Genomic DNA, 15,266 nt, shown 5'->3' with positions numbered 1-15,266 from the left:
CATTGGCATTAAAAACTAAATCAAATTATTCAAATACTAGATATTGGATATTTTAAGTCCGATGAAATAAGTTCTAGGTAAACCTGGTCCATAAACGTATCCTGCATCTCTATATACCCCTGTATCAAAATCATCTTGATAACTGTTAAAGATATTTTTAACACCTCCACTTAACTCCAAATTAGTTTGTCCAGACAATTTGAAGGTATAAGCTAGTTTCACACCAATATCTAGGAACTCTTGAGTTTTCACCAACTCCTCTGGTGTTTCTTGGGTTTCGAGATGAGGAACATACATGCTACCTGTATAATTCATATTTACATTGGCCATGAATTTCTTGGTAGGATAATAACTATAAACCAAATAACCATAATTGCTAGGTGTACGAGTCATATGTTTTGAAACACTCTCGTCCAACTCACCCCAAGCCTGAGCTGACTCAAACTCCGATGACTGTACAGTAAAACCAGACTGCAGGTCCATTTTATTATTGAAAGCATAATTTACTTCCAAATTGACACCTGATACAATAGCACCATCCTCAGCATTTACTCTGATATCGGTTAGTATTTTCTCATCTTCATCCCATAAGTATTCACTTGAAAAGGGATTATCCAATTTGGTATAAAAGCCTTCCAAAATAATCTCTAAAGCCGACGATTTAAAATCTAAATCATAATCAAAACCACCTGTAAGACTCCAAGAATGCTCTGCTTCCAAATCTGGGTCGTTTATATGAATCACTTTTCTAGCAGCAGAAGCCTCAATATGTAAATCTTCACTGTATATTTGAGGCGCTCTAAATCCAGTAGAGAAATTAGCTCGAACACTCAAATGCTCGCTGGGCTTATAAACCAAGTTTACTCTTGGGCTCCAATTTGGATAAACCTCTTTTTCAATATCAGAATGCACTCTATCTTCCACAGCAATCTGATCGTAACGAACTCCAACTAAGAATTTAATGATGTCAAAATCCCATTCATTTTGAAGATAGGCAGCTAATGTTGTTGTATATTGATCGGCAATATTCATATTATCCTCCATTCTTGAGGAGTCTTGATTATAAAATCCCAGTTTATTATCGTTTAAGGAGCCATAAATAAACTCAGCTCCAGCAGTAAGAGTGGAAGGAGCAAACAAGAGACGATCGAAATAATAGGTTTCTTGAAGACCAGCAACAGCAGAATAATCATAGGTTTTTCCATAACCAGCAGGGTCTTGTTCTGCCCCATAATAACTGTCTCTGTCAATATATTGCCCGCTTGCATAAGCCGAAAACTTGTTTTTTGAGTCTTTGGAGTATTGATCAAAAGTTAAACCCCCACTGATAATATCATGATTGAGCTGTTCAGCTATATCTGCCATATCTGCTTTATAATCGAAGTTATTTCCTCCTCTTCTAAATTCTTTGGTAGCTCCAAAATCCAAATTGATTTTACTATAATCCCCAGGACGATAAAAGGCTCTCAAACCAAGATGATTGGCATTGATTTCTGTAATTTCTGAGAAGCCATCCTCATTGGCATCCCAATGATCTCTTCTTTTTATGCCTCCGTAAAGAAACATTCCCGATTTATAATCATCACTAACAATACTCGTGGAGGCATTCAAATTAAACTCTGGCGCCTCACCGTTAATCATAGCGAAATTAGATTCTATGGCATAAGAGTTTACTAAAGGGTCTTTGGTTATCACATTAATAGTTCCTCCAATTGCATTGGAGCCAAATAAGGCAGAACCTCCTCCCCTCACCACTTCAATCTTATCAATCATATTTACCGGAATCTGTTCCAATCCATAAACCCCAGCCATTGTAGACAAAATGGGTCGGCTATTAATTAAAACCTGACTATAAGAACCTTCTAAGCCATTCAGCCTCACTTGGGTAAAACCACAATTTTGACAATCATTTTCCACTCGTAAACCAGGGGTGAAATTCAGGCCATCCGCCAGTGAACTAGCTTGTACACTCTCGAGCATTTTTGTTCCAATGGTATTTACTAATACTGGAGCATCCTTTCTTTTCACTGCATTTCTAGATGCACTCACTACTACTTCATCTGTGGTAATTAATGACTCCTGTAGTTCAATTTCTAATTTATCATCTAACTCTTCTGCTACATCAACAGCATGAGATACACTTTTATATCCCACTGCACTTACTACTAAAGTTAAGTCACCACTCGGAATATTATGCAAATGAAAGTGGCCATTGGCATCTGTGGCAGCTCCTATTGTAGTTCCATTTATTAAAATGGTAGCATAAGCAACAGGCTCAGTATTTGACACTACATAACCATGTATCTCTCTTATTTTTTTAACATCCTCAGCAAACACATACCCTTGAACTAACATTGACATGAGCAATGCTAAAATCTTAATTGATCTCATTCCTAAAACTTATTATATTTGAAACTTAACCCATAGCGGGTTAAAACTAATGAATTGTTATTCTGCGAATTAGATTAACATTTAGGAGGTCCCCGAAGTGCATTAAAGGGGATTTTCATTAGCTGAATGGCCTCATTCTTAAAAAGAATAGAAGCGACAAATACCTCAGTAATCTCAATATCCAAATAGGGGAAGTCTTGAGCTAAATCGGCATGAGGTATGAGCAAGCTTAAAAAAGTGATTTCACTTTTATGATGTGTGTGCTGGGTTCCATTACTATCAGAAAACGGATGAGCATGAGTAATAATAGAACCATCAGAAAGATAATGGGAATGTTTAAATGTCAAACTGGATTGAAAAAACAACATCAACACTAAAACAGCCAACAAACTGCCGACTCCTTTTAAAATAGATGTTAAATGTTTTATCATTCTTCTAATTATTTGATGGGGCAAAAATAGAGGAGGCTAAAAAATCTGGCAATACCTAGATATGGGGATTTAAAGTCATGGGGAAGCTAATTAAAAGTCCTCAGAAAAGCCACCACTATGGCTCCAACGCAGTTCTTACCAAGTTAGACATTGATTTTTAACAGCTTAGAAGCAACCTTTCCTCAAAACGGACTGTCTTTAAAGATAGACTTCTATAATGTTTAAATTTCCATATAAACAATGATATGAAAAAAATATTCCCTCTTCTATTAACAATATTGATATACTCAAATGGTATTGGCCAAAATTTCAATGCTCCTGAACTAAGTTGGGATGTTGCTAAACAATTAGTCAATACCTCTCCAAACTACCCCTCTAATGTAGACACCATCACTAGCGTATATGGATATACTGGAGATACCATTATCGAAAATCAAACATGGCAAAAATTATCTTTTACATATGAAGAAAGCCTAAATGAGAACTCAATTCCCCTTGGCTTTATCCAACAAGAGGAACATATTGTTAGTTTCAAAGACACAAACGAAGTCGTTCATCAACTTTATAATTTTAATCTAAATATAGGTGACTCTGTATTATATTTTGAGGGACTTGGGTCAGAAAACAATTATCTTTTCGTTGAATATATAGATAGCATTCTAATAAATGGAACCTATAAAAAGCAATTTCATTTTAGTACTTCACTAAACCCTCCATATCTATTAAATGAAATTTGGATAGAAGATATAGGAAGTATTCATGGACCATTATTCCCTATTAACCCATGTCACTTTTCTTCTGAAATGCCAAGTGACATAAAATTAACCTGTTGTTTTTTTGAGGACGATATCATTTGGGATAATCCAGATTTTGCTTATTGCTATTACCATTCTGTACTACCCTCCCCTAACTTTATAGAAGAGGGAAAACAATGGAATGTTAGACTAAGCAATTTTGAAAATTACATAACAGAAATCCTCCTATTTATGGGAGATTCCATAATCGACAATGTCAATTACAAGAAACTATACACCTCTTACGACTCCCTCAACACACTGCATTTTAAGGCATTAATCAGAGAAGAAAACAACAAAGTGTATTTAAGACACTATAATCAAGCCGAAGCTTTAATCTATGATTTCAATTTAACTATCGGAGAAAGCACCACCATATACTCTCCTGAAGGGCAAGGCTTTATAGAAATCACTGTTAATGATATATCATGGGTAGAATATGAAGGTTTCTTTCGAAAGAAATATACACTTGATGGTAATTATGAAGAATATTGGATGGAAGGAATAGGCAGTTGCTTTGGCCCAATTTATAGTAAGGTTTATGATTTTATTGTTTGCCCGGATTGGATGATGTCATGTGCTTATAACGAGGAAGGTCAAATTTATCAATATCAGGATTATCCATGTTATGATCTTAAAACTGGAATAAACGAAATACAAGAAAACAAAGTAGTCATTTATCCAAACCCTATCCAATCAGGTCAAGTTCTACAGCTTTCTAATCCTATTCAAATGAAGTCGATAAATATATTTGATTATTCTGGTCAACTTATCATAAGTATTAATTATGATTTTTCTAATCAGGTATTTATTCCAACGGATAAAATAAAAAAAGGAATCTACATCATAAAAATAGAAGATAAAAATGGCAAACTTCAGATTTCTAAACTCATTGTATCTTGAGGTGATTAGAATGGCGTCCTTATTTCACCTAAAAACACCTAAGTAGCTTTGAAATCTTTAATAATACCACTGAATCATCATCAATTATTAATCGCATAAATATCATTGAGAATGTATAATCCACTTCCCTACCTTCCCAAGAATTTCCAAAAATGGATTAAGAAATTAAAATCATTGAATATCCATCCGAAAATTATGTTTATCGTTTTGGGTATTTTATCCACTCTTTCCCTAGGTGGAAAAATCAGAATAGAAACCAGTTTTCAGAGCTCCGTGAAAAAAATTATTAATTATTGTTTTTCAGATATTTACACAGACACTACTTTCCCATTTTGAGCAATCATTTTATTTTTATAAATTTCATTGAAAAGACCAAAAAACGAATACATTTGCTCAATTTTATTTTAAGAAAATAATAAAAATGATAGAGCATAAAAAGAAGTTCCTTTTTGTTTCAAAATGGGGCGAAATTTTAGATATTGCCAATACCGTTCAAAAAGAAGGGAACTTAGTAAAACTTTTTATCGAAACGGTTTCTTGTAGAGAAGTTGGATTAGGCTTTGTGCCAAAAACTAGAGATTGGAAAAAACAGGTTGATTGGGCCGATGTAATCATCTTCGACTATATAGGCTGGGGCAAGGAAGCCGAAGAACTACGTCATGCTGGGAAACATGTCATTGGCGGCTGCGAATATAGTGATAAACTTGAGTTAGACAGAAGCTTTGGACAAGAAGAGCTAAAGAAAAACAAAATAAAAATACTGAATTATAAAGAATTCACCTCCTATCAAGAGGCTATTGAATATGTACAAAACAATCCTCACTCCTATGTCCTAAAACCTTCTGGAAAAATGCAGGACTATAAACAGCTACTATTTGTTGGAAAGGAGGATGACGGGAATGACATCATCAGGGTATTAAAAGCTTATGAGAAAACTTGGGGAAGTGATTTGGAAGTATTTCAATTGCAACGAAAAGTTAATGGTGTGGAAGTTTCTGTGGCTGCATTTTTTAATGGAACCCAATTTATTAAACCTTATAATATCACTTTTGAACACAAGAAACTATTTCCAAAAGAATTAGGAGTTTCCACCGGTGAGATGGGGACGAGCATGTTTTGGACCGAGGAAAGTCCGCTCTTTAATGCCACTCTTTTAAAACTAGAAAATGAGTTGAAAAAACATCATTTTGTTGGACACATCGACGTCAATTGTATTGTAAATGGAAACGGAATTTATCCTTTAGAATTTACCACTCGCTTTGGCTACCCTCAGATTTTTATTCAGCAGGCTGGAATTACAGAGCCCATCGGGATGATGCTGTATAAAATTGCCACAGGATTAGAATTCAAAATCCAGGTAAAAAAAGGATTTCAAATTGGAGCATATATGGTGGTCCCTCCTTTTCCATTTCAAGACAAAAAATCCTTTGAAATGTTTTCCAAAGATGCTATTGTTATTTTGAGAAAACCCATGAAAGAAGGAATCCATATACAAGATTTAAAAAATATAAATGGAGAATGGCTCATCACTGGCGACACAGGAGTCGCATTACTCATCAGCGGAACGGGAACAACCATGAAGGAGGCCCAAAAAGTAATGTATAATCGCATTAATAATGTATTGATAAATAGCTCCTATTATAGAACCGATATTGGTGATAGATGGAGTGAGGATTCAGATAAATTGTGGGCTTGGGGTTACTTATAAACTTTTGATATGAAATCTTCTATATTATTTAATGAGATAACGGAATCCGCCATGGATTTTTTCACTCTTTTACCTTTAGACTGGCAAGATACTATTATTCCATATTGGAATCAATACAGCGACAGCAGCCGAATATATACATTATTAGAAGCGGGCAAAATTATTGGTGGTGGAATTGTGTTTACTAAAGCATCTCCAGATATGATAGCGAATGTTAAAATTGCAGATAAGTATTATCAACTCGGATACCATTACCTAGGCTATATTTGGATTTCGGAAGAACATAGAGGAAAAGGATTAGGTCAATATTGGCTCGAACAATTATTTCAAGAAAACCCAGAACAGAACTATTGGTTAAGTATTGAAGATCTAAACTTAGAATCTTTTTATCAAAAATCGGGCTTTTATCTTAGCGAAACCATCAATAACAAAGAGGGTAATGAATGGATTCTAGTACGTTTATAATAATAAATAACGGTTTTGGATGTATAGGATTTTATTAATGTGAATAAACTAACTTTGTCATGAGTTTAAATTTATAAATATTTAAAACCATGAAGCCCTATGAGCCTTAAACACTATTCTGCTCTTGCTATTATTTTTGTATTCCTATTTGCTTGTTGCTCAAAAGAAGACGATAAAAAGGAAGAAACACCAACAGAACCCATACCATTAACTTATGTCAGTGGTGCAGATTTGTCTTTTCTACCCTTTCTCGAAAGAAATAACACTAAATTCTATGATGCAGAAGGCATTGGGAAAAACGTAGTGGATATTTTTAAAGAAAGAGGAATGAATGTGGTGAGGTTGAAATTATGGTATCAACCCCAAACTGAAGCCGCTTCCTTTGCGGAAGTCAAAGCATTTAGCCAAGAGCTAAAAGCAAAGAGCTTGAAGGTATGGCTCACGGTGCACTATTCAGATACTTGGGCTGACCCAGGACATCAAGAAACTCCAGAGGCATGGAAGAATTTAAGTTTCCCAGTTTTAAAAGACAGTGTTTATAAATATACCCAAAGGATTGTTGAACAGATACAGCCCGATATTATTCAAATCGGAAATGAAATAAACGGAGGATTCCTCTGGCCCGAAGGTAATCTTCAAGATAATGAATCCCAGTTTTTACAATTAATGGAAAGTGGGATAAAAGCGGTACGAGATCATTCGAGTACTAGTCAAATTATGATTCACTTTGCTGGACATGAAGCCAGCGATTGGTTTTATAATAAGATGACCTGTTTAGATTATGACTTTATAGGATTATCCTACTATCCATGGTGGCATGGTAAAGATATGGATGCCCTTCAAAATAATATGAGCTCTTTAAAAAGCAAGTATAACAAAGAAGTCATTATTGCAGAAACCTCCTACCCTTTTACTTTGGGCTGGAACGACTGGACCAATAATATTGTTGGAGCAGACGAGCACTTGATACTCCCTAATTTTCCGGCAACACAAGAAGGGCAGAAAGCTTTTCTAAGTCAACTCAAAGAAAAGATTAAACTTGCTGGTGCTTTCGGATTTTGCTATTGGGCACCAGATTGGGTGGCTTGGGATGGTCCAGAATCTAAAATTGGCAGCTCTTGGGAAAACCAAACCTTATTTGATTTTGAGAATATGGAAACGGAAGCAACTGAAGTATTTTCGGCTCCAAGTAAATAAACTTATAATATTTAGAAGTTCCGTTATTTCTCTTCCTAATCTAAAACTTGAAACGATAGTAATTTCCTTATTCTTAAATTTTCCCTCAACAGTGAGAGCCATAAACCAAAAGAAATTCCATTCAAAAGAAAAATTCGCTGAAAAAACTCTATTTTTGCAAAAAAATAGAATGCCCTATGCAAGAATTAAAAGTATATAATACCCTAAGTAGAACAAAAGAAGTTTTTAAAGCCATTAATGCTCCTCATGTAGGAATGTATGTTTGTGGCCCAACAGTATATAGTGATGTTCACTTGGGAAACTGCCGTACTTTTATTTCTTTCGATGTGATTTACAGATACCTCAGTGCTATAGGTTATGATGTGAGATATGTGAGAAACATTACTGATGCAGGGCATTTAGAGAATGATGGCGATGTAGGAGAAGATAAAATCTCTAAAAAAGCAAGACTGAGTCAACTTGAGCCCATGGAGATTGTACAGAAATACACTTTGGATTTTCATAAAGTTCTGGAGCAATTTAATAACCTCGCACCAAGTATAGAGCCCACAGCCACAGGTCATTTGATTGAACAAATCACCATGGTTGAAGATATTCTTTCCAAGGACTTAGCTTATGAAAGTCAGGGGAGCATCTATTTTGATGTGAATGCCTATAATAAAGATTTCAATAATGATTATGGTATGCTCTCAGGAAGAAATGTAGACGAGCTGATGAGTAATACGAGAGAACTAGACGGGCAAAGTGAGAAAAGAAATCCTGCCGATTTCGCCTTATGGAAAAAAGCATCTCCAGAACATATCATGCGCTGGAAATCACCTTGGAGCATTGGTTTCCCAGGTTGGCATTTGGAATGCTCCGTGATGGGTACCAAATATCTAGGTGAGCAGTTTGATATTCACGGAGGAGGAATGGATTTAAAATTCCCGCACCATGAATGTGAGATTGCTCAAAACAAAGCGACACATGGCGCCAAAAACCCTGTTAACTATTGGATGCATGCCAATATGCTCACTCTTAATGGGCAAAAGATGAGCAAATCCACAGGAAACACCTTGCTTCCAGCCGAGCTATTCAGTGGAGACAATGACAAGCTCAGCAAAGCATTCAGTCCGATGGTGGTTCGTTTCTTTATCTTACAAGCTCATTATCGTTCTACTCTAGACTTGAGTAACGATGCCCTTTTAGCCGCTGAAAAAGGCTATCAAAAACTAATGACAGCTATGGAAACTTTGGCTGGATTAAAACCAGCGGCCTCCTCTAGTGTAAATGTGAATGAAATCATGACCAAATGTTATGAAGCCATGAACGATGATTTCAATACTCCAGTTCTTATTGCCAATCTTTTTGATGCTGTAAAACTCATCAATAGTTGTAATGATGGCAAAGAAACTATTTCTGCCAGTGATTTAGAGAAGCTTCAAAAAGAAATGAATAGCTTCGTATTTTCCATTTTAGGCTTAAAAGCTGAAGAAAAAGCTGAAGGTGGAGATAATGAAGTATTAGAAGGTGTCATGCAAACGGTATTGAGTCTACGCCAGCAAGCCAAACAAAATAAAGACTGGGGTACTGCAGATTTAATTCGCGATGAACTGGCCAAAGTCAATATCAAAGTGACCGATACCAAAGAAGGCGCTGTTTGGAATGTAGAAGATTAATCTTGTTTCATTTTTTCTAATTTCTATAAACCTTAAACTGGCTAAATCCTATTTTTATGCGCTAGGCAAAATGTATTTAAATTGTGATATGGCCATAACAAAGGAACCTATACTAAATATAATTTACTGGTAGACTCTATTAGTCCCTTTTATATGTAATTATTCCATCTCACCTGATTTGTTCTCATTGGTTGGTTTGCTATTTTTTTGTTGTGTAAAACATCAACTCATCCTTTTTTGTGGAAAAAAGGAAGCAAAAGCCATCCCAAACAAATGCCTACCCGCCTCTTATAGAATATTGATTTGCCTACCAAAGTAGAAAACTAATGACCTAATAATTTTACCTCTCTATCAGAACTAGAACACTTATCTCTATTCCAAATATGTTCGATGTCATTATTTTAAAAGCCAAGGCCCTTTGATGACAAATGAAACATTCTATAATTCACCCCATGAGCCGCCGCCTGTTTGGGAAAGGCCAGCCCACTATCTTCGAAAGAAAATTATGACTTAAGGATTAGCACCAGCTTTTATCATGAAGAAAGTGTATTTGAATCTATTTTGTTATGAACTAGAATCCAGTTAAGGATTCTGTATTAAATCAAGCAATGTTTATAAAGACTTCCAACGGAAGTCTACCTCCGCCTTATCAGGAAGTCGTTAAGCGGAGCAAATGGCTTGTAGGATATAAAACAATACTGTTTGACGCTCGTTAGTGACCATTCGCAGAATGTCACTATAAGGAGGAGTTTATTGTTTTTCCGGAAAGCTATTTGTGGAGTAGACTTCCTGATACAGCGGTGGTTTTGCTACACTTTTTGAAAAGTGTAAAGAACAAGACTATTAAACAAAACTTCTAATTCAAAAGGGTAAATGATTTCAAAAGAGCCCTTAACAACTCAACTAATAAAATTCATGTACATACACTCTAAATGCATTTAGTATTACCTAGCAATTGGGAGATTGAGTAGTCTTTTCAGTTACACAATGATACTACAGCACATCAAAATGAGATACAGACCTTAAACTCATAGAATCTTAACATCTTATTAAACAGCCCATAGCTTCTGTTTCTGAAAAAATACTACATTTGCCTCAAACCAGATTAACCAACATTATGCGTATTTTCTTCATTGCTTTAATCAGCTTGCTGTCATTGACCGCTATGAGCCAGGACACTTTAAAAATCATGTATTATAACCTCCTCAATTTTCCTGGAACAACTCCTGGAAGAGCGGATACCTTGAGAAAAACGGTGCAATATATTATGCCCGATTTATTAGTAGTTAACGAATTAAGCTCAGAGGAGGGCGCTGAATTGATTTTGAATAACTCTTTAAATATAGGTGTTTCTGAAACTTTCCAAAGAGCTGAATTTACTGATGGCCCAGACTCAGACAATATGCTGTTCTATAATGCCAACAAACTAGCTCTATACAGCCAATTTGAGATAGAAACAGAATTGAGATTGATCAATGAATATGTTGTTTATACTTTACCAATCATTAACGATACAGTTTTCTTATCTCTGTATTCAGCACATTTAAAAGCCAGTGATGGTAGTGAAGAAGAAAACCTACGTTATGCCGAAGCCATGGCTTTTAAAACTCATTTGAATACTAAACATAAAGTCAGTAATGTGATTTTTGGAGGAGATTTAAACATCTATAAAAGTAGTGAAAAAGCCTATACAGAAATTACTACTGGTCAGGACATTACGCTCTACGACCCCATATTCTCTCCTGCCAACTGGCATAATAATTCTTCCTATGCCAACATTCATACTCAAAGCACACGTTCTAGCCAATTTGGTGGAGGAGCAACAGGCGGAATGGACGATAGGTTTGATATGATATTTGTGAGTACAGATATCTTGAGTGGTGCCGAAAGAGTTAGATACGTCAGTGACAGTTATCATGCCTTTGGACAAGATGGTCAAAGATTTAATCAATCCATTAGAGTTCCCAGTAATTCAACTGCACCAGATAGCATCATTAATGCATTATACTATATGTCCGATCACCTTCCAGTTATTATGGATGTAGCCATTTTAGAGGAGGCTAACGCTATTGCTGAGGCCAATAGATTAGAATTCGACTTCCAAATAGAGAAAAATCTTATTCGTTTTTCGAGCTTGGAGAAGCCATTGGAATTTAAAGTGTTCGATGTTTTGGGTAAAGAGGTTTTTTCAAAACATCTAAATTCGGGAATGAGTCAATTTAGTCTTCCTTCCCAAATAAATTCTGGAGTTTATATCCTGCAATTCATAGAGCTCAAATCAGAAAAATCGCTGATGACTAAGAAATATTTAGACCTTTAAAATCTAAGTGTATTTGTTTAAACTTAACAATTCTTTATCCTGTATATTTGCCCCATGAAATCCGGCGTACCTTCTTATAAAAAGATTTGGCAAATCAGCTATCCTATTGTTCTCACCTTAATTGCTCAGAATGTAATTAATGTAACAGACACTGCTTTTTTGGGTCGTGTGGGAGAAGTAGAATTGGGCGCAAGCGCCTTGGCTGGGATTTTTTATATTGCCATTTTTATGCTGGGTTATGGTTTTAGTACCGGAACTCAAATTATGATTGCCCGCCGAAATGGCGAAAGGGATTATAAGCAAGTTGGAAAAATCTTCGACCAATCTAATTACTTTCTCGCCGGACTCGCCTTAGTAGTTTTCTCCATCATCTATTTCTTTGGGACTCCCATGCTAGCTTTGATAGTCTCCTCAAAAAACATTTTGGGTGCTAGCGAAATCTACCTTCAAACTCGTGTTTTTGGTGTTTTATTTGCCTTTGGAAACTTAGGATTCAGAGCACTTTTAGTAGGAATCACTCAAACTAAAGCTTTGGGATATTCCGCCATAGTCATGGCCATCACCAATGTGATTTTAGATTATATCTTCATTTTTGGTCATTTTGGAATGCCAGCCATGGGAATTGGGGGTGCAGCTATGGCCAGCGTATTTGCGGAATTATCAGCCCTCATTTTCTTCATTATTTATACTTTAATGAAGCTTGATAGAAATCAATATCCCATCTTTCAGTTTTCAAAAATCGATTTTAAATTGATAGGCAAAACACTAGAGCTTTCCATATATGTTATGGCTCAATATTTTATTTCTATCCTCACATGGTTCACCTTCTTTGCCTTTATTGAGCAAATGGGAGAAAGGTCATTGGCCATTTCTAATATAGTTAGGAGCGTATATACAGTTTTGATGATTCCCGTGATGGCTTTGAGTACTGCTGCCAACACTTTAGTGAGCAATGCCATAGGAGCAGGACATAAAGAAGATGTATTAAAAATCGTAAACAAATTAGTCTTTATTGGAGTCCTTATTGCCATTCCTATTATTGCCTCCATGCTTTTATTACCAGAAACCATGGTGAGCATTTACACCAATTCGGAGGAGCTTATTCAACAAACCATTCCTTCGATTTATACCATATCGGGTGCTGTAGTATTATTTGCTATTGGTTTTATAGCTTTTAGTGGGGTGAGTGGAACTGCCAATACCAAAACTGGATTGCTTATCGAAATCATCACCTTAGCCATTTATATCAGCTATGTGTATTGGGCCACACAAATCAAACAGTTTCCTGTTCATATTGCTTGGACTAGTGAATATGTCTATATGACTTTTTTGGGTCTATTTTCTTATGTCTATTTAGTCTCTGGTCGTTGGAAGAAAAAAGAAATATAGTCCCTTATCCGTTTCTAATCATCCTAAATAATTCATTTTTGCATTCTCTAATGAAACGATAATTCTTTACTTTTACCAAAAAATAAATTAGAATCATGCGTTTGGGGTCCATCACAGTTTATTATCTTTTATTAGTGGTCTTGCTTTTTTCAGCTTGTACACCATCCGACCCTTCCCTAGATTCATCAGCAAAATCAGGGTTTCAAAAAGAAATTATCAACTTGGCTCAACTTGATCAAAAGATAGCTCTACAAGTCACAGATTCAGATATTAAAGATTGTGAGCAAGCGCTGGAAATAGCCAGAACATTAAACGACAAAGAGATTGAACTGCAATGTCTCATCAGACTTTTCGAACTACAGAACAAACAAGAGCTTTTTAAAGATGCATTACAAACAGGTAATCTATCCTTGAATTTAGCTAAAGAGCTAAAAGACAAAACATCACAAGCTCAGATTTACATGCTTTTTGGAACCAATTATTATCACCTCTCCTCTTTTCACAAATCTTTTGAAAATTTCGAGACTTCATTGAACTATTATTTGGTTTTGAAAGATACCACTAGCCAATTGAATATTCTAAATATGCAAGGCAATATTTATTTCAATTGGCAAGACTATGAAATGGCCTACGAATATTATAATAAATGTTTAGAATTGGCTCAATTTCAATCGCGTAATTCTACCATAGCTAAATCACTAACCAATATGGGTGTGGTTTATGCAGCTCAAGCTGAAAATAAGGAATTGGGTTTAGATTCCACTCAGATGCTTAGTAAAAAAGCCGTTCAATACATAGAAAACGCCTTAGTATTTATAGATAAAACCAAGCAAAATGACATGCGAGCTGAAATTTTAAACAATTTGGCTCAAGTATATACATCAAGCAATGACTATGATAGAGCCGTACAAACTATCAAAAAAGCCATTTCAATCTCCAAACCAATCTCCGATAGAATCTATATTAATTCCTGTCAGACATATGCTCATATGCTCTTTTACAAAGATTCTTTAACAAAGGCTAAAATACTATTAGAACAAGTAGAAACCGTGACAAAACAAAAAGGGTTTCAAGCACAATATACGCAGACCCTTAATCTCATGAGTTCGATTAGTTTTAAAGAGAAGGATTTTGAAAACGCATACCTCTATCAAAAAAAATATGCTCAATTATCAGATTCCATTTTTAATCTAGACTATAAAAAGAAGATAGATGCCATTAAACTTTCCAGTGATATGGATAAGGTAATAGAGGAACAAAAGTTAAAAAGGCAGCAAAACTTCACAAGAACCCTAATCATCATTATTATTCTGATAGCCATCATTATCATCATTGGCCTCCTCTATTCTCAATCTAGGACTAGAAATATGAATTTCAAACTTCAAAATAATCTACTCACTGAAAGATTAGAAACCAGAAACAAGGAACTCACCACAAGAATAATGGCTCTGATACAAAGAAATGAGCTGGAGAAAGAAATTGTTCAGAAACTACACTCCCTTCAACCTAAAATGAAAAAGGAAAACCAAGGGGATATTAAAGAAATCATCAGTGATTTAAGCTTCAAACAAAACGATCAACTTTGGAAAGAATTTGAAGTAAGATTCGAAAGTGTTCATCAGGAATTCTTTAGCAAGTTGAGTGTGTCATTTCCAGAACTAACCACCAACGAAAAACGCTTGTGCGCCTTTTTATATTTAGACATGAGCTCTAAAGATATTTCTTCTATCACTGGCCAAAGTACCAGAGCTTTAAATGTTGCTCGTACTCGTTTGAGAAAGAAATTCGATATTACCAATAGTCAGCAGAGCCTTTCTTCTTTTTTAAACGAAATTTAAGCCCGAAACTATCTCATTGATATCCTACACCTTAGCAATAGTTGTGCACTAGAAATGCACCCCTAAATTTCTTTTGTATTGTTTTTATAGCCCAATAAAATTCTTCAAATTCTTCCAGCTCTTATAGTTTTGTCCCTAATTAATTTCAATAGGATTTAAGCGCATTTTAAGC

General features: G+C 35.4%; 10 protein-coding genes. 8 read left to right on the top strand and 2 right to left on the bottom strand.

Features of this window, described 5'->3' with window-relative positions; genetic code table 11:
- Positions 1-36 precede the first annotated feature (36 nt).
- Positions 37-2,391, bottom strand: coding sequence for a TonB-dependent receptor (locus HNS38_RS08150; RefSeq protein ID WP_172346269.1), 2,355 nt, complete (start codon positions 2,389-2,391; stop codon positions 37-39).
- Positions 2,392-2,465: 74 nt separating this feature from the next.
- Positions 2,466-2,822 carry a hypothetical protein gene (locus HNS38_RS08145; RefSeq protein WP_172282409.1) on the bottom strand — a complete coding sequence of 119 codons (357 nt, stop codon included), beginning with the start codon at positions 2,820-2,822 and terminating at the stop codon, positions 2,466-2,468.
- A 245-nt stretch (positions 2,823-3,067) separates the two neighbouring features.
- On the opposite strand from HNS38_RS08145, the gene HNS38_RS08140 reads away from it, so the two are divergent.
- From HNS38_RS08140 to HNS38_RS08105, 8 genes are all read left to right on the top strand, one after another.
- The gene (locus HNS38_RS08140) at positions 3,068-4,519 is read left to right on the top strand and encodes a T9SS type A sorting domain-containing protein (protein ID WP_172282407.1); all 1,452 of its coding nucleotides are present in this window, start codon (positions 3,068-3,070) and stop codon (positions 4,517-4,519) included.
- A 421-nt stretch (positions 4,520-4,940) separates the two neighbouring features.
- Entirely contained in the window at positions 4,941-6,227 is a 1,287-nt protein-coding gene (locus HNS38_RS08135) for a phosphoribosylamine--glycine ligase (protein ID WP_172346268.1), read from the top strand.
- Between the two features lie 9 nt (positions 6,228-6,236).
- Positions 6,237-6,692 carry a GNAT family N-acetyltransferase gene (locus HNS38_RS08130; protein WP_172282405.1) on the top strand — a complete coding sequence of 152 codons (456 nt, stop codon included), beginning with the start codon at positions 6,237-6,239 and terminating at the stop codon, positions 6,690-6,692.
- Positions 6,693-6,791: 99 nt separating this feature from the next.
- Positions 6,792-7,889: a glycosyl hydrolase 53 family protein gene (locus HNS38_RS08125; RefSeq protein WP_172346267.1), complete on the top strand. Its 1,098-nt coding sequence runs from the start codon at positions 6,792-6,794 to the stop codon at positions 7,887-7,889.
- Between the two features lie 176 nt (positions 7,890-8,065).
- Positions 8,066-9,547, top strand: coding sequence for a cysteine--tRNA ligase (cysS, locus tag HNS38_RS08120; protein WP_172282400.1), 1,482 nt, complete (start codon positions 8,066-8,068; stop codon positions 9,545-9,547).
- A gap of 1,090 nt (positions 9,548-10,637) precedes the next feature.
- The gene (locus tag HNS38_RS08115; RefSeq protein ID WP_172346266.1) at positions 10,638-11,867 is read left to right on the top strand and encodes an endonuclease/exonuclease/phosphatase family protein; all 1,230 of its coding nucleotides are present in this window, start codon (positions 10,638-10,640) and stop codon (positions 11,865-11,867) included.
- A gap of 54 nt (positions 11,868-11,921) precedes the next feature.
- On the top strand, positions 11,922-13,256 hold the full coding sequence (locus tag HNS38_RS08110; RefSeq protein WP_172282396.1) for an MATE family efflux transporter: 1,335 nt from the start codon (positions 11,922-11,924) through the stop codon (positions 13,254-13,256).
- A gap of 95 nt (positions 13,257-13,351) precedes the next feature.
- On the top strand, positions 13,352-15,094 hold the full coding sequence (locus HNS38_RS08105) for a tetratricopeptide repeat protein (RefSeq protein ID WP_172346265.1): 1,743 nt from the start codon (positions 13,352-13,354) through the stop codon (positions 15,092-15,094).
- Positions 15,095-15,266 lie beyond the last annotated feature (172 nt).

The sequence above is a fragment of the Lentimicrobium sp. L6 genome, assembly GCF_013166655.1.
GTDB lineage: Bacteria > Bacteroidota > Bacteroidia > Bacteroidales > UBA12170 > UBA12170.
Note: the sequence above shows the minus strand (reverse complement) of the source record. Positions and strands in the feature narration are given on the sequence as shown.

What these genes read in the sequence shown, in the direction of transcription:
- HNS38_RS08150 (WP_172346269.1), bottom strand. Translation starts at nt 2,391, where the DNA reads ATGAGATCAATTAAGATTTTAGCATTGCTCATGTCAATGTTAGTTCAA.
- HNS38_RS08145 (WP_172282409.1), bottom strand. Translation starts at nt 2,822, where the DNA reads ATGATAAAACATTTAACATCTATTTTAAAAGGAGTCGGCAGTTTGTTG.
- HNS38_RS08140 (WP_172282407.1), top strand. Translation starts at nt 3,068, where the DNA reads ATGAAAAAAATATTCCCTCTTCTATTAACAATATTGATATACTCAAAT.
- HNS38_RS08135 (WP_172346268.1), top strand. Translation starts at nt 4,941, where the DNA reads ATGATAGAGCATAAAAAGAAGTTCCTTTTTGTTTCAAAATGGGGCGAA.
- HNS38_RS08130 (WP_172282405.1), top strand. Translation starts at nt 6,237, where the DNA reads ATGAAATCTTCTATATTATTTAATGAGATAACGGAATCCGCCATGGAT.
- HNS38_RS08125 (WP_172346267.1), top strand. Translation starts at nt 6,792, where the DNA reads ATGAGCCTTAAACACTATTCTGCTCTTGCTATTATTTTTGTATTCCTA.
- cysS (WP_172282400.1), top strand. Translation starts at nt 8,066, where the DNA reads ATGCAAGAATTAAAAGTATATAATACCCTAAGTAGAACAAAAGAAGTT.
- HNS38_RS08110 (WP_172282396.1), top strand. Translation starts at nt 11,922, where the DNA reads ATGAAATCCGGCGTACCTTCTTATAAAAAGATTTGGCAAATCAGCTAT.
- HNS38_RS08105 (WP_172346265.1), top strand. Translation starts at nt 13,352, where the DNA reads ATGCGTTTGGGGTCCATCACAGTTTATTATCTTTTATTAGTGGTCTTG.